Origin of the sequence: Microbispora sitophila (assembly GCF_014892245.1) — a bacterium.
Lineage (GTDB): Bacteria > Actinomycetota > Actinomycetes > Streptosporangiales > Streptosporangiaceae > Microbispora > Microbispora siamensis.
Genome location: NZ_JADBGC010000001.1, coordinates 414,741 through 437,871 on the forward strand (window position 1 = coordinate 414,741; position 23,131 = coordinate 437,871).

Consider the following 23,131-nt stretch of genomic DNA (forward strand, 5'->3'; position numbering starts at 1 on the left):
TTTACAGACCGTACGTGGAGAAGAGGTTCGTGGTGGGCCAGGACTTCACCGAGTTCGCGGCGGTGTGGAGAAGGGAGTCGATGTCCCCGTAGTTCAGCCCCGAGGCGTCGTCGCGCTGGTCGAACAGCACCACCCAGCTCAGCCCGTCGTAGCGCCGGACCATGAGGGTGGAGGTGCCGGCCAGCGACCCCGTGTGCCAGGTGTTGCGGCCCCCGGTGACCGGGCGGACCTGCCAGCCGAGGCCGTAGTACCAGCCGTCGGAGTTGATCCCGATCGACGGCTTGGCGAACGCCTTGGAGATCGACGCCGAGGTCAGCACGCCGGCCGCGTCGAAGAGGGTGGTGAACTTGGCCAGGTCGACGGCCGTGGCGAGCCAGCCGCCGTGGGCGGCCATGTTCTCGAGGTTGAACCCGCCGTACGGGAAGGGCACCACGGAGTTGGAGGTGTCGATCACGCTCTTGCCGGTGTACTGGGAGAAGTACGGCACCTCGCCCGATTTGCGGAGGCTCTTCGCCGTCCTGCCGAGCACCATCCGCTTGATCTTGAGGGGCGTCAGCACCTTGCTCTGGACGTAGCTCGCGTACGAGACCCCGCTCGCCTTTTCGATGATCTTCTGCAGGAGGAGGTATCCGTAGTTCGAGTACGCGTACGTCGTCCCGGGGGCGTGGTCGAGCTTTCGGCCGGTGGTGTATTGGATGATGTGCGCCTGGGTGACCGGCAGCGGGACGCCGAGCGCGGCCGCGATCGCCCTGTCGCTGAACATCGGGTCGCCCGACACGTCGAGGTCCCAGCCGCCCAGGTGCTGCAGCAGGTGGGTCACGGTGACGTTCGCGAGGCGCGGGTCGGCGGTCGTGCTCAGCCCCAGCAGCGGGGCGACCTTGGCCGAGAGGCTGAGCTTGCCGTCCTGCGCCAGCTTCAGCACCGCGGCGGCGGTGACCGGCTTGCTCAGGCTGGCGACGCGGAACAGCGAGGTGGGCCCGGCCGCGAACGAGGTGTCCGCCGTCCAGTTGTAGCCCCGCGCGAGCACGAGCTTGCCCTTGCGTACCACGGCCAGGGACGCGTACGGGATCGTCCGCGCCTGCATGAAGCGCTTCAGCGTGTCGTCGAAGGGCTTGAGCGACGTCGCGCTGCGGCCGGTGACGCTCCACGCGCGGGCCGCCGCGCTCGCGGGGAACGCGGGCAGCCCGGCGGCCAGCCCCGCCGTGGCGCCGCCCGCCAGCAGGCGCAGGGCGGCCCTGCGGGAGACGGAAAACGTTTCCGAAGTCATGACGCGTGATCTTAGGGGAGATTTGACCGTTCATGACCGCGGCCCTGACCGTGCGGCCCGGAGGCTGTGTGCGAAACGTCTGGAACATGGACGCAACGTGTCGGCAACGTGCCCGCGATTAACGTCCGGGGCGTCAGACCCACACCCTGTCCGGGAGGTCCATCTCATGACCCGTTACGCCGCGCCGGGACAGCCGGACGCCCTCATGGCGTACGAGCAGCGTTACGACCACTGGATCGGCGGCGAGTACGTCCCGCCGCAGCGGGGGCAGTACTTCGAGAACCCCACGCCGGTGACCGGTCAGACCTTCACCGAGGTAGCGCGCGGCACGGCCGAGGACGTCGAGCGCGCGCTGGACGCCGCGCACGGCGCCGCCCCCGCCTGGGGCCGTACGTCCACGACCGAGCGGGCGAACATCCTCAACCGGATCGCCGATCGCATGGAGCAGAACCTGGAGCGGCTCGCCGTCGCCGAGACCTGGGAGAACGGCAAGCCGATCCGGGAGACGCTGGCCGCCGACATCCCGCTGGCCATCGACCACTTCCGCTACTTCGCGGGGGCGATCAGGGCCCAGGAGGGCAGCCTGTCGGAGATCGACGCGGACACCGTCGCCTACCACTTCCACGAGCCGCTCGGCGTCGTCGCGCAGATCATCCCGTGGAACTTCCCGATCCTCATGGCCGCCTGGAAGCTCGCGCCGGCGCTGGCCGCCGGTAACGCCGTGGTCCTGAAGCCGGCCGAGCAGACCCCGGCGTCGATCCACTACTGGATGAGCCTGGTGGCCGACCTCCTCCCGCCAGGCGTCCTCAACATCGTCAACGGGTTCGGCGTCGAGGCCGGCAAGCCGCTGGCCTCCAGCGCGCGGGTCGCGAAGGTGGCGTTCACCGGGGAGACCACCACCGGACGGCTGATCATGCAGTACGCCAGCGAGAACATCAAGCCGGTCACGCTGGAGCTCGGCGGCAAGAGCCCCAACCTCTTCTTCGACGACGTGTCCTCCGCCGACGACGAGTTCTTCGACAAGGCGCTGGAGGGCTTCACGATGTTCGCGCTCAACCAGGGGGAGGTGTGCACCTGTCCCTCCCGGGCCCTCATCCAGCAGGGCCACTACCAGCGGTTCCTCGAGGCAGCGGTCGAGCGTACGGAGAAGATCGTCCGCGGACACCCGCTGGACCAGGCCACCATGGTCGGCGCCCAGGCGTCCAACGACCAGCTGGAGAAGATCCTGTCCTACCTGGACATCGGCCGGCAGGAAGGCGCCAAGGTGCTCACCGGCGGGCACCGCGCCGACCTCGGCGGCGAGCTGTCGGGCGGCTACTACGTGGAGCCGACGATCTTCGAGGGCGCCAACCACATGCGGGTGTTCCAGGAGGAGATCTTCGGGCCGGTCGTCTCGGTGACCTCGTTCACCGACTTCGACGACGCGATCAAGATCGCCAACGACACGTTGTACGGCCTCGGGGCGGGCGTGTGGACCAGGGACGTCAACAAGGCGTACCGGGCCGGCCGGGCCATCCAGGCCGGGCGCGTGTGGACGAACTGCTACCACGCCTATCCCGCCCACGCCGCCTTCGGCGGCTACAAGCAGTCGGGCATCGGCAGGGAGACGCACAAGATGATGCTCGACCACTACCAGCAGACGAAGAACCTGCTGGTCAGCTACTCGCCCTCGAAGCTCGGCTTCTTCTGATGCCCGAGGTGTCCCGCGTGGACCTCACCCCCGCGGCCGCCGACCTCATCCGGCGGCTGCGGGCGGCCCACGGCCCGCTGATGTTCCATCAGTCCGGCGGCTGCTGCGACGGCAGCGCCCCGATGTGCTACCTGGAGGGCGAGTTCCGCACCGGCTCCTCGGACGTGCTGCTCGCCTCGCTGGCCGTCGAGGGCGTCGACGAGCCGGTCACGTTCTGGATGTCGGCGAGCCAGTTCGAGCGCTGGCGGCACACGCATCTGACCGTGGACGTCGTCCCCGGCCGGGGCAGCGGCTTCTCCCTCGAGGCGCCCGAGGGTGTGCGTTTCCTGATCCGTTCCCGCCTGCTCACCGACGCCGAACGCGCCGCCCTCGACGGCTGACCGTCAGGCGAGAGGAGGCCGCGGCGGGGTTGGCCGCGGCCTCGGGGAGTTCACAGGGACGTGCCGGCACCTGTGCTGTCTGGAACTAGATCCTGCCGGTGCCCGCGTTGGCGAGGACGTTCGCCTTCACGCCGCTGGGGTTGTCCACCGTGTACGAGTACGGGATGGAGGCGACGCTGCCGGAGGTCTGCGGCGTGCCGGAGTTCACGAAGTAGTTGTTGCGGGCGACGATCGACCCGCCCGGCGACGAGCCCTCGGCGGTGTGGGTGGGCTCGGCGATGTTCTCGAAGTAGTTGCCCTCGACGAGCACCCCGGCGCCGCAGGTGGAGGCGATGCCGTAGCTGTAGTCGGTGTAGGACGGGTCCTTGTAGTAGTAGTTGTTGAACACGTGGACCGGGTTGCCGAAGCGCACCCGCGGGTTGCGCTGGGCGCAGGTCTGGAACGCGTTGTGGTGGTACGTCACGCGCAGGTGCCCGGAGTCCTCGGAGCTGTTGCCGTCGCTGTGGCCGACGAGCGAGCACTTGACGTGGTCGTGCAGCTTGCTCCAAGAGACGGTGACGTAGTCGGAGCCGTGTGTGATGTCCAGCAGGCCGTCGTAGTAGTCCGTGCCGTGGCTGGTGTCGCTCGACAGGTCGTTGTGGTCGAGCCACACGCGCTTGGCGTTGTCGAGGTGGATCGCGTCGCCGTTGCCGTTGCCGGCCTGGACCTTCGAGATCTTCATGTTGCGCACGATGACGTTGCTGACGTCACGGATGTTCAGGCCGCAGCCGGTAAGACCGGAGTTCGCGCCGACGCCGAGGATGGTGGTGTTGCCGCCCACCCGCACGTCCTCCGAGCAGGTGAAGTTGCCGTCCACCTGGACGATCTTCGCGGCGTCGCCCTTCACGGCGGTGGCGAGCGCGGTCAGGGAGGTGACCGTCGTCGTGGCGCCGCCCGCGCCGCCGGTCGTGCCGCCGCCCTGGGTCGCCCAGCCGATCAGCCCGGTGGTGGGCGGGGTGGTCGGGCCGCCCGTGGGCGTGGTGCTCGGCGTGGGCGACGGGGTCTTCGTGGGGGTGGCCGTGGGCGTGCCGCTCGGGGTCGAGCCGGCCGGCTGGAGGGTCCACTGCTTGGTGGACACCGAGTCGCAGGAGTTCTGCTGCACCAGCGCGTCCGAGGGCGTGGAGTTGTCCTTGGTGTTCAGGCACTTGTCGCTGTTGGCGTTGACCACCTGGTAGTTCGACCCCGAGCTGGTGAGCTCCCAGGTCTGCGACGAGGAGCCGGAGCACGACTCCTGCTGCACGGCCTTGCCCGCGGAGGTGGAGGCGTCCTTCACCCCGGCGCACTTGCCGCTGTTGCCGGCGGCCAGGCGGAAGCCGCCGCCCTGGGACGAGAGGTTCCAGGTCTGGTTGCTCGCGCCGTTGCAACTGGAAACCGTGAGCTGCACGCCGTCGGAGGTGCTGCTGCCCGGAACGGTGAGGCACAGGCCGCTCGCGCCGTTCACGATCCGGTAGGCGCCCGCGCCCGGCGCCGCATTGGAGACGCCGGCGAAGACGCCGCCGACCAGGGCGGCGACCCCGACGACGGTGCCGATCACCCCGACTCCGGTGCTGGTTCTGGTTCTCAAAGCCGAGCTCCTTGCATGTCGTGCAGGACCCCTGACCGAGGGGGTGACTCCTGGTCCCGCGAAGGGGGGCGTTCATGAATGCGAACAGCATTCACGAGGAGGAACAACACGCATCAAATTACGGACCTGTTAAGCGCCGGTCAACGGGTTCGCCCGCGCGGGTTTCCGCCCGCCCCGTCGCGCACCCCGGTTGGGCAGGTGGAGACGGACGGCGGTCCTCTGAGATCATCGTGAAACGTTCACGCCGGATCGCGGGGAAGGATGGCGAATGAGCGAGGAACCGGGGTTGGAGACGCCGTTCAGCGCGTGGCTGCGGTCGCGGAGCGAGCCGGACTGGACGGCGGTGGTCATGCACCCCTTCGCGGCTGCGATCCACAGTGGCACCGCCGACATGCGCCGCTACCTGGAGCAGGACTTCCAGTTCGTGGACGCCTTCACGGCGCTGCTCGGCGCCGCGGTCGCCGCGGCCGACACCTTCGAGGCGCGGGTGGCCGTGGGCCGCTTCCTCGGGCAGACCGTCGCCGACACCGAGCACAGCTACTTCCATCGTGCGCTCGCCGCGCTCGGGGGCGAGCAGGCCCCGCCGGAGCCGGTGACGGTCGAGTTCCGGGCCCTGATGGACGAGGTGCGCCTCAGCCAGGACTATCCGCTGATCCTGGCGGTGCTGTGCGTGGCCGAGTGGACCTACCTCGGCTGGGCCTCCCGGACCATCGGGTCCGCCGAGAGTTTCGTCCACCGGGAGTGGATCGACCTGCACAGTGGGCCGGAGTTCGAGGCGTGGGTGGGCTTCCTGCGCGGCGAACTCGACCGCCTCGGCCCCGGCCTCGACGAGAACGGCCGGGCCCGGGTGCTCGACGTCTTCCGCCGGGCGACCACCCTGGAGCGCCGCTTCTTCGACATGGCGCTCGGCTAGGTACGCAGGGCGAGGACGGCGAGGCGGCGCAGGGACACGCGCAGGAAGACCGCGCTCACCGGTCCGGCGATCCGCCAGCCGATCCGCCCGGCCAGGCCGAGGGGCACGTGGAGCTGCTCCTCCCAGACGATCCTGCTCCCGCCGCCGGGACGGGGCAGCACGTGGAACCGCCCGACGCCGCGTACGACACGGCCGGTGTGGCGGACCTCCACCTCGTGTGGCGGCCGCCAGCCGGTGACGTCCATCGTGTCCACGAACGACAGCGGGCCTACCCCGGTGGCCGCCGCCAGCCTGCTGCCCCTGCTGCGGCCGTCACCGGCGACCACCCACGCCCGGGTCAGCAGCATCCACTCGTGCTGCCGGGGCCAGTCGGTCAGCACGGCGAAGACCCGCTCCGGGCTCGCCTTCGCGTCCACCGCCACCGAGAGGGTCTCCACCCCGTACGTCCTACCCAGGTGAGCGTCCTACCTCAGGAAGCGGATGTCGCGCGCGGAGGCGTCGCCGGCCGCGAACTCCAGCAGGCGCTCGCCCTCGGCCGCCAGCGCCTCGCGGGTGGCGGCGCCGAGCGGCTCGAACGGCTCGATCTCCAGGACCGCAATCTCCCCGGCCCGCTCGGTCCGCCTCCGCTCGATCCGCCACAACCCCGCGACGAAACCGTCGACCAGGATCGTCGCGCGGATGATCCCGTTGACCGTGAACACCCGCAGGCGGTGCTCCTCGGCCATCACCCGGGTCCGGTCGGCGTGGGAGAGCAGCAGGTTGTCGAACTCGGGCAGGAACCGCACCGGCGCCTCGGCGTCCGGGCCGGGCAGCGGCGCCTCGGCCAGGTCGAACAGCTCCACCCCGTTCTCGTTCCGGTAGGTGACCAGGTCGAGGCCCTTCACCACCGAGCGCAGCCCGGTCAGGCCCGACCAGGTCTGCATGTCCTTCACCGACGCCGGTCCGAAGGCGCGCAGGTAACGCAGCACCATGTCGCCGGCGGCCGAGCCGTCGCCGAGCGGACGGCCCAGCCACGACTCGGCGGGGACGTGCCGCGCCTGGCCGGAGGCGCCCCACACGCCGCGCGGCGGCACCTGCACGAGCGGCACGACCGCGCGTACGGCCTGGGCCAGCGCGTCGCGGCCCGGCCACCGCTCGCCGAGCAGCTCCTCCAGCTCCGCGAAGCTCAGCGGCCGCTCCTTCATCAGGGCGCGGGCGGCGCTCGCCACCTCGCCGAGATCCACCCCGACGAGCCGCCTGCCGTATGAGGTGCGCAGCAACCGGTCGAGGAGCGGCTGCATGACCGGCCGCAGGGCGAGGCAGTCGTCGGCGCTGACGAGGTGGATGGTGCCGCGCATCAGCGCGATCCGTACGGCCGTGCGGTCGGTGAGCAGCCCGGCCAGGTCCTCGTGCCGGAAGTCCAGCAGGCGGGTCCACAGGCCGACGTAGGCTGGGAGAGGAGCCTGCGACTGCATGCCCACCAGGTGCTCGATCGCGGCCAGAGCCTTGGCGTCGTGGCGGCGCAGCAGCATCTGGCGGTCGAGCAAGGCGCGGTTGAGATCGCGTCGGGTCAGCACGCCGCAAACATAACGCCCGGCACCGACAAACCCGGGGGGTGCCGCTGATGATCACTATTGACGTCCCGCTGTGGGCCGCACGGCTGCGGGCGCTGCGCCGCGGGCGGCTGTGGAGCCGCCGGGATCTGGAAGAACGGCTGACCGAAGCCGCCGGGGGGACCGAGCCCGGCCTGCCCGCGGACCCGGTGCGCGCATGGGAGGCGGGGGAGCGGCGGCCGGACCCCGGCCACGCGGAGCTGCTGTGCCGCGTGTTCGGCGTGGACGAGGCGGATCTGTTCGTCGGGCCGCAGTCGGGCACTACCCTGTGGCACCATCTGACCGGCATTCCGCTGATGCCGGGCCTGTTCCCCGAAGAGGAGGAGGAGCGGGTCGGCCGGGCCATCGAGCGTCCCTGGCGCGCCGACGCCGGCACGGTCGGCTACTTCGAGCGGGTGCTCGACGCCTGCGCCGTGCCGCACGCGCGGCCGGCCGATCTCGTGGCGGCGCTGCGGCCCGTCTTCGCGGGCATCGAGGCGTTCCGCCGCGACGCCCGGCCGTCCGCGCGGGGACCGCTGCTCGCGCTCGCCACCCGCGACGCGGAGCTGATCAGCGGGATGGAGCACGAGGCGGGCGACACGCCTGGGGCACGGGCCTGGTCCGACCGGGCGATCCGCGAGGCGCGCGAGACAGGCGACCCCCGCACCGAGGCCTTCGCGTTGATCCAGCGGGCCGAGCTGGTCGACGCCGCCGAGCCGGGCGAGATCGTCGAGGCGGCCGTGGCCGCCCGCGAGCGTACGGGCGTGCCGTCCGAGGTCGGGACGCTGTCCCGGCGGCACGAGGCCCGGGCGCACGCGCTGGCGGGCGAGGTGGAGCTGTGCCACCGCTGCCTTGAGGAGTGCCTGGAGGAGTGCCCGGAGGAGTCGGGCGAGACGCGGGCGGAGCTGTGCGCGGGCTGCCTGGTCGACCTGGGCCGCCCGGGCGGCGCCATCGAGCTCCTGGAGGGCGAGCCGGCCCCGGCCGCGCCCGCGTATCTCGCGGCGTACGTGCTGGCCCGTAAGGCGCACGCGTACGCCGAGGCGCACGAGCGGGACCAGGCGGCCGACCTCGCCCGGCGGGCGCTCGTGCTGGCCCGCCGTGCCGGGGCGGCCCGGGCCCTGCGCGAGCTGGGCCGCGTCCACCTGCCGTCCACTCCGGAAGCGCGCAGGCACTCCTTCGTCTGACGGGCGTCAGTGGCCTGTGTGGCTTGTGTGGGCGGGGACGGTGCGGTTCACCCGGCTCTCGGTGCCCGGTTCGACGATCACGAACTGCCCCATCATGCCGGAGTCCTCGTGTCGGAGGATATGGCAGTGGTACATGTACGGCGAGGCGGGGTCGGTGTAGCCGCCGAACTGGACCGCGAGTCGCACGACGCTCTTGGAAGGCACGTAGACGGTGTCCTTGTAGCCGGTGGCGTAGGCCGGCGGCGCGGAGCCGTCCACCTCCAGCACCTGGAAGGCGACCTCGTGGATGTGGAAGTTGTGGGAGTAGACGTTGTTCTCGATCTCCCAGATCTCGACGGCGCCGGCGGGCACGACCTCGTCGATGCGCGCCATGTCCATCCCCTTGCCGTTGATGGCGTCGTGGCCGTTGAGCTTGAAGTGCCGCACCGTGGCGCCGGCGGGCGGGGTGATGGGGGTCAGGGCGGCCAGGCGGGCGGGGACGGCAGGAGCCGGCTTGAGGTCGGCGGCGGCGACGATCTTCAGTAGGTCGAAGTCGCCCGTGCCGATGTCGACGCCGTTGTCGGCGGTGCGCAACACCACCTGCTCGCCGGGAGCGAACGCCACGACGATCTCCGCGCGTTCGCCGGGGGTGAGGGAGATCGTCTCGACCTCGACCGGGGCGCCGAGCAGGCCGCCGTCGTTCGCGATGACGTGGAAGCGGCGCTTGTCGGCGAAGACCAGGTTGTACATCCGGGCGTTGGAACCGTTGAGCACGCGGAAACGCACCCGCTCGGTGGTGACGGTCAGGTGGGGGTTGTAGGTGCCGTTGACGAGGATGTGGTCGCCCAGAATGCCGAAGGTGCCCTTCAGCGGGTCGCCGTCGAAGGAGCCGTCGGCGGCGAACTTTTTGTCCTGCAGGATCAGCGGGAAGTCGTCGGCGCCGTAGTCGCCGGGCAGGTCGAGATCGAGGTCCTCGTCGAGGATGAACATCCCGGCCAGGCCCCGGTAGACGTGCTGAGCCGTGGCGCCGTGGGGATGCGGGTGATACCACGAGGTGGCGGCGGGCTGGTCGATCGTCCAGTGCGGCGTCCAGACGGCGCCCGGCTCGATGGGCTGGTGCGGACCGCCGTCCATCCGGGCCGGCAGGCGCATGCCGTGCCAGTGCACGGTGCTGACCTCGGGGAGCCCGTTGTGTACGGCCATCTGGACCTTGTCGCCGCGGCCGGCGCGCAGCGTCGGGCCGAGGAAGCCTCCGTTGAAGCCCCAGGTGGGCGTCTGCCTGCCGGCCAGGATCCGCGTCCGGCCCGCCTGCATGGACAGCTCGAAGCGCCGTACGCCGTCCTTGCCCGGCTTGGGGTGGAGCAGCGGGGGCACCCGCAGGGGATTGCGGAAATCGAGCGCGGCCGGGCGAGACGAGGAAGTGGAGTCCGAACCGGAGCTACAGGCCGCGGACAGGCCTGACAGGCCTGACAGGGCTGCGATCGTGAGGAATTTACGTCGATGCATGGCGAGCAGACTTTAGTGATCCATCCCTGTCAGGGCCGAATCGCCGGGGCGAGGGAGGCCTTGTTAGGTTGTGGGCGTTTCGCGTGATTCCTCCTGAAGGGGCGCCCATGCCGGCCGGATCCTCGCTGCCGCCTTCCCTGCTCCGGGCGCTGGCCCGGCCGGTCCCGCCGGGGAGCCTGTCCGACGTCGAGCACGTCGTCTTCGTCATGCTGGAGAATCGCTCGTTCGACCACTACTTCGGCCGCATGCGCGGGGTGCGGGGGTTCGGGGACCGCAACGCGGTGTCCACCCGGGCCTGGCGGCCGATCTTCGAGCAGGACGGCGTGCTGCCCTTCTCGGTACGGGAGGCGGCCGAGCGGGCAGGGGCGGACCCGATGCTGCTCGACACGCACGACCACACCTGGCTCGGCACCCAGAACGCCTGGGCCATGGGCTGGAACGACGCCTGGGTGCCCAGCAAGGGGCCCGGCTCGATGGCCTACTACGACCGGCGCGACCTGCCCTTCCACTACGAGCTGGCCGACACGTTCACGATCTGCGACGCCTATCACTGCTCGCTGCTGACCTCGACGACGCCCAATCGCAACTACCACATGTCCGGTTACACGGGCTATGAGCCGGGCACCCGGCAGCGCGCGCTGGACAACGTCGCGTCCGAGGGGGCGGAGGGGCACCCCGGCTACGACTGGGTCACCGTGCCCGAGCTGCTGACGAGGGCCGGGCACACCTGGCAGGTGTACCAGGAGTGGGACAACTACGAGTGCAACAACCTGGAGTTCTTCCGGCCGTTCGCGGCGGTCATGGACCGGATCGGGCTGGGGAGCATGCGCTCCTTCTACGAGAAGGTCCGGGCGGCGGAGGACCCGGCGCCGCTGCTGGCGGAGCTGGAGGCGCGGGCGGCCGCCCTGGAGCCGGCCGACCGCGACCTCTACGACCGGGCGCTGCGCCGCGCCCCCGCGGGTGGTCTGGCGGAGTGGTTCGCCGCCGACGTGGCCGCCGGGCGCCTGCCCGCGGTGTCGTACGTCGTGCCCTCGCTGGCCGACTCCGAGCACCCCGAGGGGTCATCGGCCGTGGAGGGCGGACGGGTCGTCTACCGGCTGCTGGACGCGCTGGGGTCGCACCCCGAGGTCTGGGCGCGTACCGCCCTGTTCATCACCTACGACGAGAACGACGGCTTCTTCGACCACGTCCCGCCGCCGGTCCCGCCCGACGGCACCCCGGAGGAGTTCGTCGGCGGGCGGCCGATGGGCCTCGGCGTCCGCGTTCCCATGATCGTCGTGTCGCCGTGGAGCGTGGGCGGCCACGTCTGCTCCGAGACGTTCGACCACACCTCGACCGTACGGTTCCTCGAGCGCCGGTTCGGGATCACGGCGCCCATCGGGGAATGGCGGCGCCGGGTGGCGGGCGACCTCACCTCCGCCTTCGACTTCGCCACGCCCACGGCGCCGCCCGCCATCGAGGAAACAGCCGAGGAGGCGGTGAGCGGGTCACGGGCGCTGCCCGCCGGTGACCGGTGGTATCCGCAGGCGCCGGCCGAGCAGCGGATGCCGGCGCAGGAGCCGGGGGTCAAGCCCGCCCGCGCGCTGCCCTACCAGCCGGACGCCGAGGCGGTCGTGCGCGGGCGGTCCGTGGAGATCGCGATACGCAACTCCGGCGCGGCCTCCGCCCACTTCATCCTGTACGGCTACCTGGGCGAACTCGCCAAGCCGAGGCACTTCGACGTGCTCGGCGCGGCGGAGGAGGTGTTCTACTTCCCCTGCCCGTCGTACGACCTGGTGCTCGTCGGGCCGAACGGGTTCCGCCGCGAGTTCCGCGGCGGGACGGCCGACCCGGTGGAGGTGACCGGCGCGGTCGACGCCGCCGCCCGCGCGGTCGTGATCACCGCGGCGAACCGGAGCACCTTTCCGGTCGAGGTGTCGGTCACCCCGCTGGCCTACGGCGGCGCGGCGCGTACGGTCCGGATCGCGCCGGAAGACGGCGCCCGCGTGGAGTGGCACGCGCCCACCGGGTGGTACGACCTGATGATCGGGGTGGCGGGGCACGACGGGTTCGCCCGGCGGCTGATGGGACACATCGAGAACGGCCGCCCGAGCGTCACGGGGTGACGCCCGGGCTGGGAACACAGGTCAGGCGCGGACGAGCGGCGTGTCCACGAGGTGCTCGGCGAGGAACCACGCCTGCAGCTCGCCCGTGCGGATGACCTGGGAGACGAGGAGGTCGTTGGTGCCGTCGTCGCCCATCTCGTCCGCCCGGGAGGCGGCGTCGTGCGCGGCGACCAGGATCGTCTCGTGCGCCTCCAGGAGCCGGGACAGCATGGCGGGCACCTCCTCCACGCCGTCCGGCGGCCGCGGGATCACGGTCATCTCCGCCACCTGGCGCGGATCGCCGACCGCGACGCCGCCGAGAGTCTGGATGCGTTCGGCGACCGCGTCGATGATCGGCAACTGCTCGCTCGCATGCTTGTCGAGAAGCAGGTGTAGCTGGTAGAAGGTCGGCCCCCGCATGAGCCAGTGATGCTTCTTGTACAGGCTGTAGAGGATCTGCGTGTCGGCCAGGACCTGGTTGAGCCGCTGGCAGGAGTACTCGCGGGTCTCCCTCGGCAGCCCGACCGGGAAGTCCCGCACGGTACCGAACGCCTGTATCTCGGTGCCCCTCTGGTGGAGCCAGGGCTGGCTGCTCTCACGGACTCTGGAGGAAGGGTTGACGCTCAAGATGGCTCTCCTCGCTCGATCGGTTTATACCCAACAGGTAGTCTTTCGCCAGCCATGACCTCTAAACACCCTTCTGGGGCTTTCGTCGCCGGCGTCCCGGCCGGCGTGGCGCGCCGTGATCCTCCGTGGAGACCTCCGCCGAGGGTGATCTCGACGGCGCGCCGCGCGTCGCCGTGATCGGAAAGGCGTGGCGCAGGAATTCATTCCATTGATTGGTCGAATATTTCCGACATGCTAGGTTCGGGATATTAAGACAAGGAATTAGGGATGAATTCATTTGATGGGAGAATCATGGAGTCGCTGGTGGTCGAGCGAGTGGAGACGTTCGTCCTCGAATTGCCCTCCATCAGGTCGTTCAGCATTTCCGGGGGGAGCGTCACCACGGCGGGAAAGCCCGCGGAACGTGTTCTCGTCAAGGTGACGGCCGGCGGCGTAACCGGCTGGGGTGAGGCGACGCCGACGATCGGCTCCCCCATCGCCAAGTCCGCGCTCGACATCGCCCTGCACGACCTGCTCGGCCGGGCCCTCGGGGTCCCCGTCGGCGTTCTCTGGGGCCAGCGCCGCCTCGACCGGGATCCGGCTCGGCTGGATCGTGGCCGGGCAGGCTCCCGACGAGGTACGCAAGGCGGTCGAGGAGGGGCGGGCCGAGGGCTATCACGCGTACAAGGTGAAGGTGGGCCTGCACGACGAGGCGACGGACGTCTCGATCGTGGCGGCGGTCAGGGAGGCGGCGCCGGACGCGCCCATCTGGGTGGACGCCAACCAGGCCTACACCGTGGACGCCGCGCTGCGCATGGCGCGCCGGCTCGCGGAATTCGACGTGTCGGCGTTCGAGCAGCCGCTGCCCGCCAACGACGTCACCGGGCTGCGCAGGCTGCGTGACCACAGCCCGCTGCCGGTGGCCCTGGACGAGAGCCTGCGTCACCCCTCCGACCTGGCGACGTTCGTGAAGCTCGACGCGGTGGACATCGCCATCGCCAAGGTCCAGCGTTCTGGCGGGCTGACGCTCTCGCGGCGGCTGTGCCAGCTCGCCGAGGACGCGGGGCTGCGCATCATGGGGTCGGGGCTGACCGACACCGATCTCGGGTTCGCCGCCTCGCTGCACCTGTTCGCGGCGTTCGGCGTCGACACCCCCGTCGATCTGAACGGACGGCAGTTCGTACGTTCGGCCTATGTCGGGGGGAGCACGGTGGAGGTCGCCGACGGCACCGCCCTGGTGCCGACGGGGCCCGGCCTCGGTGTCGAGGTGGACGAGGACGCGGTGCGCGCCCTCGCCTCGGCGCACTGGAGCGTCTGACGGCGGCTCCGGTCGGTCCCCGGCCCGGGGCGGGACGACCTCCCGCCCCGGGCGCCCGGCTCAGTGCAGCCAGTCGTCCAGGCCGGCGGCGACGAAGTCGTCGTCCACCAGCCAGGGATAGGCGGCTCGCACCCGGGCGATCTCCTCGGCCTGCCCCGGGGACAGTCCCTCTCCGGGGTCGAGGCACCATGTGCCGGCCAGGAGACCCTGCCCGCGCAGCACCTCGTGGACCCCGGCGATGCAGCCGTGGAAGCCGCCGGCCACGTCGAAGACGGCGCCGTTGGCGTCGGTGAGGTCGGCGCGGCCCAGCAGGGAGCGCAGGACCTCGTCGTCCCCGGCCCACGCGCGCCGTACCTCCTCGAACATGAGCACGGCCGCGCGGGTCCACACCGCCCACTGGCCGAGCAGCCCGCCGACGACACGACGGCTCGCGACCGGTGTGAGCAGGTCGGCCAGGATGTTGTCGTGGTTGCCGGTGTAGAGGTCTGGGCCAGCTCGGCCTCGGTCGGCAGCCTGCCGCCGACCGGCCAGCGGCCTTGCATGATCTCCTGCCGCAGGCGCGCGGCCAGGGTGCGGAATCGGCGTCCCCTTAGGAGGGAATTCATTCCGTCAGGTGGCTCCAGGTGTTATAAGGAATGAATTCATGCCTCCTTTGGCATGGGAATGGGCCGCCTCCGGACGGCCGCCTGCGCGATGATGCCGTCTCGGCGTGCGATCATCGCCCGCAGCGTGTCCAGCCACTGGATCTGCACGTCCGGCTTGTCGCTGTTGAGCCACGGCAGGCTGTACGGCTCGATGTCCACGTTGATCCCGTCGAAGCGCTCGGCCGGCGCCGACGAGAGGTTGTAGTCGAGCACCCGCTCCATCTCCCGGACGGCGCGGTCGCGATGCCGGGCGAGCGCCCCGAGGTAGGGCGGTCGGGTCCCGGCGGCCACCGTGGCGTGCACCTTCATCCCCCGGCGGTGCGCCCAGGTCACGAGATCGCGCAGCTCCGGGCGCGCGTCCTCGATCATGTCGCGCCCCGCGTACGTGTCCACGCCCAGGTAAAGCGTCGAGCCGGGCGCGAGCACGGTCTCCAGCAGGCGGCGCGACCCGGGGTTGAGCACCAGGTTGTAGGAGGCCTTCTCCCAGATCCACATCGCCCGGTCCTGCCGGTGCGCCACCGGGCGTTCCTTCTTCGCCGCCCCGAACGCCACGTACGTGCTGGCCGACCTGGACACGTGGCCGCGCGCGTCGACCGCCTCGGCCTCCAGGCTCGCCATCACGTCGCCGTACTTCGCCGGGTTCACCGGCGCGACGTACCGCCCGCCGGCTCCGGCGGCGCGCTGCCACGGGCCGCCGTTGACCCGGATTCGCACCGTGCGGACGTCCGCGCCGGCGACGTTCACCCGCACGAGCGCGGGCCGGGTGAGCCGCGCACCGTCGGCGGGCTCGGCGATAGAGACTTCCGGCGCCCTGGCCCGCGGGTTGTCCACCCGCAGTGTCAGCGGCTCCGACCACGTGCCGTACCGCGTCTCGGCGTTCGTGGCCTTGGCGTAGACCTCGACCTCGCCGTCCATCCCGCTGGTGTCGAGGTCGTAGGACCACGTCCCGGTGTCGTCCGCGTCCGGGTCGCTCACCCTGGCGCGCTCGATCCGCTCGCCGTTCACCACCACGTTCACGTCGTACGCGCCGGTGAAGCGCCCGGTGAGCCGGATGACGCCGGGGGAGGCCTCGGAGGAGTCGATCACCACCGAGGGCGGGTCCGCCGCGGCGGCCGGAACCGCCGGCATGGCCGCCAGGGCGAGCACGAGCGCCCCGGCGGTCCTCAGAAGCTCTACAGGCATGAAGCCACCTCCAAAGGAATGAATTAATGCCGGATTACGAAACATCCGCACAGCGCAATCCGTGAGATGGTGAAACCATAGCTCCGATATAGAGCGATAAAAATGGAATGAATTGCCTCCCATTCGCTACTGTGGATCCGTGAATCGCGTACGCCTGCGGGTCGTGTCGCCGGCGCTCGCGCTGGTGCTGTTCGCGGTGACCGGCTGCGGGGGCGGAAGGCAGACGCTCACCGTGTTCGCCGACACCTCGCTCACCGGGACGTTCGGCTCGCTCGGCAGGACGTTCGAGGCCGCCCACCCCGGCGTCGCCGTCCGGTTCGACTTCGGCGGCAGTCCGGCGCTGGCGCAGCGGATCGTGCGGGGAGCGCCGGCCGACCTGTTCGCCGCGGCCGGCCCGGCGGCCATGCGCCGGTCGGGGGCGCCCGGCCCGCGGGTCTTCGCGCGCGACAGCCTCCAGATCGCCGTGCCGAAGGGTGACCCGGCCCACGTCACGGGCCTGAAGGACCTGGCCGCGCCCGGCGTCAGGGTGGCCCTGTGCGCCGAGTCGGCGCCGTGCGGCGCGGCCGCCCACACGGCGCTCGCCGCCGCCGGCGTCACCGTCACGCCCATCGGCCCGGATCAAAACGGCAAGGCGCCCGACGCCGCCAAGGTGCTGGCCAAGGTGCGGCTCGGCGAGGCGGACGCGGCGCTGGTCTACCGTACGGATATCAAGGCGGAGGCGGGAGCGGTGGAGGGCGTGGACTTCCCCGAGGCGGCCAGGGTCGCCGAGGACTATCTCATCGCGACCGTCCCCGGGACCGGGCGCCTCGCCCTGACCCGGGAGTTCGTCGACCTCGTCCTGTCGGACCAGGGCCGCAAGGTCCTCGCGAGCGCCGGCTTCACCCCCGTGACAGGGTGACCTGCGGGCTTTCCGCGAGCCTGGCCGCCGTACGCTCGGCCGTGGCCCTGGCCCAGCGGCCGGTCGTCAGGAGGGCGACCACCAGCACGATCAGCCCGTACAGGGCGTTGACGCGGAAGGCCGCGTGCGCGGCCGGGACGAATGCGCTGTTCGCGCCGGCAGAGGAGACGGCGCCGGAAACGACGGACCCCGCGATGGCCACGCCGAGGGACTGGCCCACCTGCCTGCTGGTCGAGGCGACCGCGGCGGCCACCCCCGCCTGCGCGAGCGGCATCCCGGAGACCGCGGTGTTGGTGATCGGGGGGTTGAGCACGCCGAACCCGACGCCGAAGACCACGTAGATCCCGAGCAGCAGGGGGAGTGGCGTGGTGAGCGTCACCTGGGACAGCAGCGCCCCGGCGGAGGCCAGGCACACGCCCGCGACGATCAGCGGCACGCGGGGGCCGCGGGTGCCGACGAGCCGTCCCGACAGCGGTCCCACGATCGTCGTGGTCGCCGCGACCGGCAGCGTGCACAGCCCCGCTGCGAGGGCGGAAAGCCCGCGATGGCTCTGCAGGTAGAGCGTGTTGAGGAACAGGAACGCCCCCAGGCCGGCGAATCCCGACACCGCCATGACGGCCGCGCCCGAGAACGGCGCGCTGCGGAAGAACCGCATGTCGATGAGTGGTTCGGGCCTGCGCAGTTCGAAGACGACCAGTGCGGCCAGGGCCGCCGCCGCGACGACGAAGCAGACGGCGCTCACGGCGGGACCCGCGGCCTGGCCCTCGATGATCCCGTACGTGAGCGTGCCGAGCAGGACGATGACCAGCACCTGCCCGACCGGGTCGATCCTCCGCGCCGAGGGCGCCTTCGACTCAGGGACGAAGCGCCAGGTCAGGAACAGCGCGAGCAGGCCGATGGGCACGTTGATCCAGAAAATGGCCCGCCAGTTCACCGTGTCGGTGAGCAGGCCGCCGACGACCGGTCCTAGCGCCATGCTCACGCCGACCACGCCGCCCCACACGCCGATCGCCTGGGCCCGCTCCCTGCGGTCGGTGAACGTGTTCGTGATGATCGACATGGCCACCGGGTTGAGCATCGCCCCGCCGACGGCCTGGACGATCCGGGTGGCCACGAGCCAGCCCAGGCTCGGGGCGAGGCTGCACAGCAGCGACCCGGCCGTGAAGATCACCAGACCGGTCTGGAACGTGCGGCGGCGGCCCACCCGGTCGGCCGTCGAACCGGCCAGCATCAGCAGGCTCGCGAGCGTCAGGGTGTAGGCGTCCACCGTCCACTGGAGGCCGGATACCGGCGCGTGCAGGTCGTGCCCGAGCGACGGCAGGGCGACGTTGACGATCGTGTTGTCGAGGGAGACGATCAGCAGGCTCATACAGCAGATGAGAAGGACGAGTATCCGCCGTCGGCGGGTCATTTGCGACACCACACCACACAACCGTACAGATCCGGTCATGTGCCGCTTGCGGCAGGGCAAACCGAATGAAATTCTGCGCGCATGCGTGCGACGGCGAACGGCATCGAGATCTGTTACGAGGTTTTCGGCGAGCCCGGGGGACGTCCGGTCGTCCTCATCATGGGGCTCGGAGCGCAGATGATCAGCTGGCCCGAGGAACTGATCGGGCTGCTGGTGGAGTCCGGTCACCGGGTCGTCCGGTTCGACAACCGGGACGCGGGCCTGTCCACCCACTTCACCCCGGCGGACGACTCCGCGCCCGCCCCGTCGTACACACTCGACGACATGGCCGACGACACGGTCGGCCTGATGGACGTGCTGGGCTGGGAGAGCGCCCACGTGGTGGGCGCGTCGATGGGCGGCATGATCGCCCAGGCCCTCGCCATCCGCCACCCCGCCCGGGTCCGTACGCTGACCTCGATCATGTCCACGCCCGGGCCCCGCGTGGGAAGGGCGACCGAGGCGGCCATGACCGCGCTGATGGCGCCCCCCGCGCGGGACCGCGACGAGGCGATCGCCCGCGCCGTCGCGACCGCGCGGGTCGTCGGCTCTCCCGGCTACGAGATGGACGTCGAGCGCGTCACCCGGGTGGCCGCGGAGGCCTGCGACCGGGGGTTCGACCCCGCGGGCACCGCCCGGCAGTTCACCGCGATCCGGATCTCCGGCGACCGTACGGAGGGCCTGCGCGGGCTCTCGGTGCCCGCGCTGGTGATCCACGGCGAGGACGATCCGCTGGTCACCCTCGAAGGCGGCACCGCGACCGCGGACGCCATCCCCGGCGCGAAGCTGCTGACCTTCCCGGGGATGGGCCACGACCTGCCCCGCCCGCTCTGGCCCGTCATCGCGGAGGCGATCGCGGAGCTGACGGGCCGGGGCTGACCGGGCGGGGCTGACGGGTACGCGCCTGGGCTCAGATCTCGAGCTTGTCCTCGATCGCGCGGAGCTGGTGCCGGGCCATCGCGAGGTTGGCCCGGTTGCGGTCGAGGGCGAGGTAGAGGAATAAGCCCTTGCCGCCGCGGCCGGTCAGCGGCCGGATGATGTGATACTGCGTGCCCAGCGTGATGAGGATGTCCTCGATCGCGTCGTTGAGCTTGAGCGCGTCGATCGCGCGGAGCTTGGCCTTGACCACCTCGGTGTTGGCCGCGGCGGCCACCTGGAGGTCGAGGTCCTTGGAGCCGCCGAGCGTGCCCAGCGCCATCCCGCTCCCGTAGTCGGCCACCGCCGCGCCGACCGCGCCGTCGATGGTCAGCATCTCCTTCAGCGAGACGTCCATGTTCGCCATGCCGCTTCTCCTGTTCTGGTTTGTCATCCGCGTTCGACGATGGCGGCGATCTTGTTCGCCGCCCTGCGTCCCTCGATCCGGAGCAGGCCGAGGTTGGCTCCCTGACCTGCGAGAACGGTGAGGACGAGCGTGGGGCCCGCGGCGTAGCACGCGGTGTGCCCCTGGGTGCCGGAGATCAGCGTCTCCTCCAGCCGCCCGATCCTGGCGAGATCGGTCATCTTCCGGCTCAGCGACAGCAGCGCCGACGTGAGCGCCGCGGTCTGCTCGGTGTCGGCGGCCAGGTCCGTCGTCACGAGCATGCCGTCGACCGTGCAGGTGAGCGCTCCGGTGATCTCGGGCGCCCGTTCGCGCAGGACGACCAGTTCCTCGTGTATGTCGTGGCGCAGGTCCACAGAGACACCCCTTCCGGCCCGCTTGAGCCACCCGATCACTACAGCGCCTCCAGCGCGTCACGCAGCCTGAGCAGCAGGTTCACGTCGGTCGCGTCGCCGTTGACCTGCGGCAGTTCCGAGGTGGAGCGCCCGGGCTCCCCCGGCGGCGGGGACGGCGGTGTGGGCGACGGCGTGGGCGACGGCGTGGGCTGCTTGGGCGTGCGCTTGGGCAGCGCCGCCGTCTCGCCCGTCACCACCAGGCCGGCCGCCGCGAGCTCCCGTACGGCCAGCAGCGTGGAGTAGGCCGGACGCCCGAGGCGGCGGGCCAGCTCGACCGGCGTGGCGGTGGAGTCCGCGGAGAGCAGCAGCTCCCACTGCAGCCGGGTGAGCAGCGCGTGGGTGCCGGGGATCCGCCGCAGGGGCGTCACCGGCCGCGCGTCCAGCTCGGCCGACGGCCAGGCCCGCTCCAGCCGGGCCCGGCGCCTGGCACACTCGCGCAGCAGCCCCGGCACGTCGAAGAACCAGTGGACGCCGAGCCAGTGCGCGTCGCTCTCTCTGAACCTGGTCCGCACCGTCCTCGACGTGAGCAGGAAGAACGCCGCGTCGAGCGTGGCGGACAGCATGGAGAACTCCAGCTCGCCCCGGCTCAGCACTCCTCTTTCCACGAGCAGGGCGCCGCCGTCGCCCCCGGCACCGGCCTCCTGCCGCGCGTGCCGCATCCCGTTCGCGCTGATCCGGCCCGACGCGCCGAGCAACTCCTCCACTCCGGGCGTGGCCGCGCACTCCACGTACGACACCCGGCCGCGGACGTAGTAGACCGTGCCCTCCTTGCCCACCCGCAGTGAGCCGGTGGCCCCGTCCTGGGCGAGGCCGGTGAGCACGGCGTCGAGAGTCGGCGGGGCCACTGGTCAGGCTTCCATCAGGAGGCGACCAGCTGGTCCGTGATCGTGCGCAGCCGCCGTCGTGCCAGGGCGAGGTTCGATCGCTCCACGTCCAGGCGAACGCACAGCAGCAGCGGGCCGTCGAACATCATCTCCATGGGCCGCACCAGGTGGTAGGCCGAGCCCGTGGTGACGATCACGTCCTCGATCCGGAAACCCGTCTCCTGGGAGGCCATCGCGATCCCGTCGAGCGTGGCGCGGTAGGCCTCGCTGAGCCCCGCGGCCGCCCTTCCGGGATCGGCGATCCCCTTTCCCGCGACGGCCATGCCGCTGGTGTGGTCCACGAGAATGGCGCCGAGCGCGCCCGGGATCGACATGGCCTCGGTGAGGCAGTCCTCTATCCCGATCAACTCGTAACTCCTCGCCTCGCCGGTACAGCGCGGCCAACACTAGAGGAGCAGGTGAACGAGTCGCCCAAGCCGGAAACGGCCGGGATAAACGGATTAGTCCCGAAGAATAAGAATTCTTCTTCCCGGAATGGTAATCCCGGTTTTCATGAAATTTCCTCGTATCATGGGAGGCGTGGAACGGATTCTCGTCAGCGCCTGCCTGCTCGGCAGCCGGGTGCGGTACGACGGAGGGGCCAAGACCAGCGACGACGACCTGCTGGCCCGCTGGCGCGCGGAGGGACGGCTGGTGCCGTTCTGCCCCGAGGTCGAGGGCGGGTTGCCCGTTCCCCGGCCGCCCGCCGAGATCGAGGGCGGCGCGGGCGGCGCGGCCGTCCTCGCGGGCGCGGCCCGGATCCTGACGCCGGAGGGCGACGACGTGACCGCCGCGTTCCTGTCCGGAGCGCAGCAGGCCCTCGCCGTCGCCCGGTCCTTCGGCGCACGGGTCGCGATCCTCAAGGAGGGCAGCCCGTCGTGCGGGTCGCTGCGGATCTACGACGGCAGCCACCGGGGCAGGACCACCCCCGGGCAGGGCGTGACGACGGCGCTGCTGGAACTGAACGGCGTCCGCGTCTTCGGCGAGGACCGGATCCCGGAGGCCGCCGCCTACCTGGAGAGCCTCCTCACGGAGACAGCGGATCCGAGGTGACGATGACCGCGTTCTCGTCGGGCTTGTGCACAAGGACGTTTTCCACGTAGGACCGCACCGCCGCCTCCAGGCCGACGTCCTTGCCCGCGGCCTCCGACATGTACCAGCGGTGGTCGAGCACCTCGTGGAAGAGCTGTGCCGGCTCCAGCTTGCGCCGCAGGTCGCCCGGGATCGCGTTCACCACCGGCTGGAACACCTCGGCCAGCCAGCGGTGGGCCACGATCGCCTCGTCCTCGTGCCGAAGCCCGGTGGACACCCGGAACGAGTCGAGGTCGTTGAGCAGCCGCCTGGCCTGGTTCTCCTCCACGTCGAGGCCGGTCAGGCGCAGCAGGCGGCGCTGGTGGTGCCCGGCGTCCACGACCTTCGGCCGGACGATCAGGCGGGAGGTGCCGGCCTTGCGGCGCACCATCATCTCGGCCACGTCGAAGCCGAGGGAGTTGAGGCGCCGCACCCGCTGGTCCACGCGGTGCCAGTCGACCTCCTCGATGATCTCGTCCTCGGTCAGCTCGTCCCACAGCCGGTGGTAGCGCTCGACGAGCTGCTCGGCGAAGGCCAGCGGGTCGATGGTCGGGTGGAGCAGCCCGCCCGCCTCCAGGTCGAGCATCTCGCCGTAGATGTTGACGTGCGCCACGTCGATGTCGTGGGCCCGCTGGCCCTCGCTGATCGCGGGGTGGAGCTCCCCGGTCTCGGCGTCCACCAGGTAGGCCGCGAACGCCCCGGCGTCCCGGCGGAACAGCGTGTTCGACAGCGAGCAGTCGCCCCAGTAGAAGCCGGTCAGGTGGAGCCGTACGAGCAGGACCGCGAGCGCGTCGAGCAGGCGGATCAGCGTGTCGGGCCGCACCGAGCCCGACAGCACGGCCCGGTACGGCAACGAGAACTGCAGGTGCCGCGTGATCAGGGCGGAATCCAGTTCGGAGCCGTCCGGGGCCGTCCTGCCGGTGACGATGGCGACCGGCTCCACGGCGGGGGCGTCGTGCCGCGCCAGGTCCCACAGCAGCTGATACTCCCGCTTGGCATACCTGGTGCTGATCTCCTTGATCGCGTACACCCGGCCGCTGAGCCGGGCGAAGCGCACCACGTGGCGGGAGATGCCGCGGGGCAGCGTCACCAGGTGGTGGACGGGCCACTCTTCGAGGGGGACGTCCCACGGCAGGCGGATCAGGTCGGGGTCGCTGGGGGCGCCGGTGATCTGCAGGGGCACCAATCGCTCCTTATCTGGGGGCTTCC

Annotated in this window: 23 protein-coding genes; 9 read left to right on the forward strand and 14 right to left on the reverse strand. The window is 71.1% G+C overall.

Translation table 11 applies throughout. The annotated features are described in order from the left end of the window. Position 1 precedes the first annotated feature (1 nt). Positions 2 to 1,267 (reverse strand): serine hydrolase domain-containing protein, encoded by a 1,266-nt coding sequence (locus tag IL992_RS01910; RefSeq protein WP_193201547.1) that lies wholly within the window; start codon positions 1,265 to 1,267, stop codon positions 2 to 4. A gap of 166 nt (positions 1,268 to 1,433) precedes the next feature. Between IL992_RS01910 and adh the strand changes: the two genes are divergently transcribed. Continuing rightward, the gene (adh, locus tag IL992_RS01915; protein WP_193201548.1) at positions 1,434 to 2,957 is read left to right on the forward strand and encodes an aldehyde dehydrogenase; all 1,524 of its coding nucleotides are present in this window, start codon (positions 1,434 to 1,436) and stop codon (positions 2,955 to 2,957) included. Further along, complete coding sequence (locus IL992_RS01920) at positions 2,957 to 3,337, forward strand: DUF779 domain-containing protein (RefSeq protein ID WP_193201549.1); 381 nt, start codon at positions 2,957 to 2,959, stop codon at positions 3,335 to 3,337. Before adh ends, IL992_RS01920 begins: the two co-directional genes overlap by 1 nt. A gap of 85 nt (positions 3,338 to 3,422) precedes the next feature. Here IL992_RS01920 and IL992_RS01925 read toward each other — a convergent pair whose 3' ends face one another. Further along, a complete protein-coding gene (locus IL992_RS01925; RefSeq protein WP_193201550.1) occupies positions 3,423 to 4,940 on the reverse strand; it encodes a pectate lyase family protein in 1,518 nt (505 codons plus the stop codon). A 268-nt stretch (positions 4,941 to 5,208) separates the two neighbouring features. Between IL992_RS01925 and IL992_RS01930 the strand changes: the two genes are divergently transcribed. Continuing rightward, on the forward strand, positions 5,209 to 5,853 hold the full coding sequence (locus IL992_RS01930) for a TenA family protein (RefSeq protein ID WP_193201551.1): 645 nt from the start codon (positions 5,209 to 5,211) through the stop codon (positions 5,851 to 5,853). Here IL992_RS01930 and IL992_RS01935 read toward each other — a convergent pair. Both IL992_RS01935 and IL992_RS01940 read right to left on the reverse strand, forming a co-directional pair. Then, on the reverse strand, positions 5,850 to 6,290 hold the full coding sequence (locus tag IL992_RS01935; RefSeq protein WP_193201552.1) for an SRPBCC family protein: 441 nt from the start codon (positions 6,288 to 6,290) through the stop codon (positions 5,850 to 5,852). The two genes, IL992_RS01930 and IL992_RS01935, sit on opposite strands and share 4 nt — an antisense overlap. Before the next feature lie 27 nt (positions 6,291 to 6,317). Next, positions 6,318 to 7,409, reverse strand: a complete 1,092-nt coding sequence (locus IL992_RS01940; RefSeq protein WP_319018264.1) for a winged helix DNA-binding domain-containing protein — start codon at positions 7,407 to 7,409, stop codon at positions 6,318 to 6,320. A gap of 47 nt (positions 7,410 to 7,456) precedes the next feature. Here IL992_RS01940 and IL992_RS01945 point away from each other — a divergent pair, with 47 nt between their 5' ends. Next, positions 7,457 to 8,608 (forward strand): helix-turn-helix domain-containing protein, encoded by a 1,152-nt coding sequence (locus IL992_RS01945; RefSeq protein WP_193201553.1) that lies wholly within the window; start codon positions 7,457 to 7,459, stop codon positions 8,606 to 8,608. Positions 8,609 to 8,614: 6 nt separating this feature from the next. On the opposite strand, the gene IL992_RS01950 is transcribed toward IL992_RS01945, so the two are convergent. Next, positions 8,615 to 10,093, reverse strand: coding sequence for a multicopper oxidase family protein (locus IL992_RS01950; protein WP_193201554.1), 1,479 nt, complete (start codon positions 10,091 to 10,093; stop codon positions 8,615 to 8,617). Between the two features lie 107 nt (positions 10,094 to 10,200). Here IL992_RS01950 and IL992_RS01955 point away from each other — a divergent pair, with 107 nt between their 5' ends. After that, positions 10,201 to 12,198 carry a phosphocholine-specific phospholipase C gene (locus tag IL992_RS01955; RefSeq protein ID WP_193201555.1) on the forward strand — a complete coding sequence of 666 codons (1,998 nt, stop codon included), beginning with the start codon at positions 10,201 to 10,203 and terminating at the stop codon, positions 12,196 to 12,198. Between the two features lie 21 nt (positions 12,199 to 12,219). On the opposite strand, the gene IL992_RS01960 is transcribed toward IL992_RS01955, so the two are convergent. Next, positions 12,220 to 12,804, reverse strand: a complete 585-nt coding sequence (locus IL992_RS01960; RefSeq protein ID WP_079316626.1) for a Dps family protein — start codon at positions 12,802 to 12,804, stop codon at positions 12,220 to 12,222. Positions 12,805 to 13,396: 592 nt separating this feature from the next. Between IL992_RS01960 and IL992_RS45715 the strand changes: the two genes are divergently transcribed. Beyond that, entirely contained in the window at positions 13,397 to 14,101 is a 705-nt protein-coding gene (locus IL992_RS45715; RefSeq protein ID WP_319018266.1) for a mandelate racemase/muconate lactonizing enzyme family protein, read from the forward strand. A gap of 60 nt (positions 14,102 to 14,161) precedes the next feature. Here the strand turns inward: IL992_RS45715 and IL992_RS01970 are convergent, their stop codons facing one another. Both IL992_RS01970 and IL992_RS01975 read right to left on the reverse strand, forming a co-directional pair. After that, positions 14,162 to 14,473, reverse strand: a complete 312-nt coding sequence (locus IL992_RS01970) for a hypothetical protein (RefSeq protein ID WP_193201556.1) — start codon at positions 14,471 to 14,473, stop codon at positions 14,162 to 14,164. A gap of 269 nt (positions 14,474 to 14,742) precedes the next feature. Then, the gene (locus IL992_RS01975) at positions 14,743 to 15,927 is read right to left on the reverse strand and encodes a glycoside hydrolase family 18 protein (protein WP_193201557.1); all 1,185 of its coding nucleotides are present in this window, start codon (positions 15,925 to 15,927) and stop codon (positions 14,743 to 14,745) included. Positions 15,928 to 16,066: 139 nt separating this feature from the next. On the opposite strand from IL992_RS01975, the gene modA reads away from it, so the two are divergent. Continuing rightward, a complete protein-coding gene (modA, locus tag IL992_RS01980) occupies positions 16,067 to 16,825 on the forward strand; it encodes a molybdate ABC transporter substrate-binding protein (protein ID WP_319018267.1) in 759 nt (252 codons plus the stop codon). Here the strand turns inward: modA and IL992_RS01985 are convergent. Further along, positions 16,806 to 18,275 carry an MFS transporter gene (locus IL992_RS01985; protein WP_226872060.1) on the reverse strand — a complete coding sequence of 490 codons (1,470 nt, stop codon included), beginning with the start codon at positions 18,273 to 18,275 and terminating at the stop codon, positions 16,806 to 16,808. The genes modA and IL992_RS01985 overlap by 20 nt on opposite strands. Positions 18,276 to 18,317: 42 nt before the next feature. Between IL992_RS01985 and IL992_RS01990 the strand changes: the two genes are divergently transcribed. Next, positions 18,318 to 19,154 carry an alpha/beta fold hydrolase gene (locus IL992_RS01990; RefSeq protein ID WP_193201558.1) on the forward strand — a complete coding sequence of 279 codons (837 nt, stop codon included), beginning with the start codon at positions 18,318 to 18,320 and terminating at the stop codon, positions 19,152 to 19,154. A 31-nt stretch (positions 19,155 to 19,185) separates the two neighbouring features. Here the strand turns inward: IL992_RS01990 and IL992_RS01995 are convergent, their stop codons facing one another. The 4 genes from IL992_RS01995 to IL992_RS02010 are packed head-to-tail and all read right to left on the reverse strand — an operon-like array spanning position 19,186 to position 21,219. Then, entirely contained in the window at positions 19,186 to 19,557 is a 372-nt protein-coding gene (locus IL992_RS01995) for a hypothetical protein (protein ID WP_193201559.1), read from the reverse strand. A gap of 23 nt (positions 19,558 to 19,580) precedes the next feature. Beyond that, the gene (locus IL992_RS02000) at positions 19,581 to 19,949 is read right to left on the reverse strand and encodes a roadblock/LC7 domain-containing protein (protein ID WP_193201560.1); all 369 of its coding nucleotides are present in this window, start codon (positions 19,947 to 19,949) and stop codon (positions 19,581 to 19,583) included. A gap of 38 nt (positions 19,950 to 19,987) precedes the next feature. Continuing rightward, positions 19,988 to 20,833, reverse strand: a complete 846-nt coding sequence (locus tag IL992_RS02005) for a MarR family transcriptional regulator (RefSeq protein WP_193201561.1) — start codon at positions 20,831 to 20,833, stop codon at positions 19,988 to 19,990. 14 nt (positions 20,834 to 20,847) lie between these two features. Continuing rightward, entirely contained in the window at positions 20,848 to 21,219 is a 372-nt protein-coding gene (locus IL992_RS02010; protein WP_193201562.1) for a roadblock/LC7 domain-containing protein, read from the reverse strand. A 172-nt stretch (positions 21,220 to 21,391) separates the two neighbouring features. Here IL992_RS02010 and IL992_RS02015 point away from each other — a divergent pair, with 172 nt between their 5' ends. Next, entirely contained in the window at positions 21,392 to 21,904 is a 513-nt protein-coding gene (locus tag IL992_RS02015) for a DUF523 domain-containing protein (protein ID WP_193201563.1), read from the forward strand. Here IL992_RS02015 and IL992_RS02020 read toward each other — a convergent pair. Further along, entirely contained in the window at positions 21,879 to 23,105 is a 1,227-nt protein-coding gene (locus tag IL992_RS02020; protein ID WP_193201564.1) for a DUF4032 domain-containing protein, read from the reverse strand. The two genes, IL992_RS02015 and IL992_RS02020, sit on opposite strands and share 26 nt — an antisense overlap. Positions 23,106 to 23,131 lie beyond the last annotated feature (26 nt).

Bases quoted from the DNA above. Each gene is read 5' to 3' on its own strand.
- IL992_RS01910 (WP_193201547.1), bottom strand. From the start codon at position 1,267: ATGACTTCGGAAACGTTTTCCGTCTCCCGCAGGGCCGCCCTGCGCCTG.
- adh (WP_193201548.1), top strand. From the start codon at position 1,434: ATGACCCGTTACGCCGCGCCGGGACAGCCGGACGCCCTCATGGCGTAC.
- IL992_RS01920 (WP_193201549.1), top strand. From the start codon at position 2,957: ATGCCCGAGGTGTCCCGCGTGGACCTCACCCCCGCGGCCGCCGACCTC.
- IL992_RS01930 (WP_193201551.1), top strand. From the start codon at position 5,209: ATGAGCGAGGAACCGGGGTTGGAGACGCCGTTCAGCGCGTGGCTGCGG.
- IL992_RS01945 (WP_193201553.1), top strand. From the start codon at position 7,457: ATGATCACTATTGACGTCCCGCTGTGGGCCGCACGGCTGCGGGCGCTG.
- IL992_RS01950 (WP_193201554.1), bottom strand. From the start codon at position 10,093: ATGCATCGACGTAAATTCCTCACGATCGCAGCCCTGTCAGGCCTGTCA.
- IL992_RS01955 (WP_193201555.1), top strand. From the start codon at position 10,201: ATGCCGGCCGGATCCTCGCTGCCGCCTTCCCTGCTCCGGGCGCTGGCC.
- IL992_RS01975 (WP_193201557.1), bottom strand. From the start codon at position 15,927: ATGCCTGTAGAGCTTCTGAGGACCGCCGGGGCGCTCGTGCTCGCCCTG.
- IL992_RS01985 (WP_226872060.1), bottom strand. From the start codon at position 18,275: ATGACCGGATCTGTACGGTTGTGTGGTGTGGTGTCGCAAATGACCCGC.
- IL992_RS01990 (WP_193201558.1), top strand. From the start codon at position 18,318: ATGCGTGCGACGGCGAACGGCATCGAGATCTGTTACGAGGTTTTCGGC.
- IL992_RS01995 (WP_193201559.1), bottom strand. From the start codon at position 19,557: ATGGCGAACATGGACGTCTCGCTGAAGGAGATGCTGACCATCGACGGC.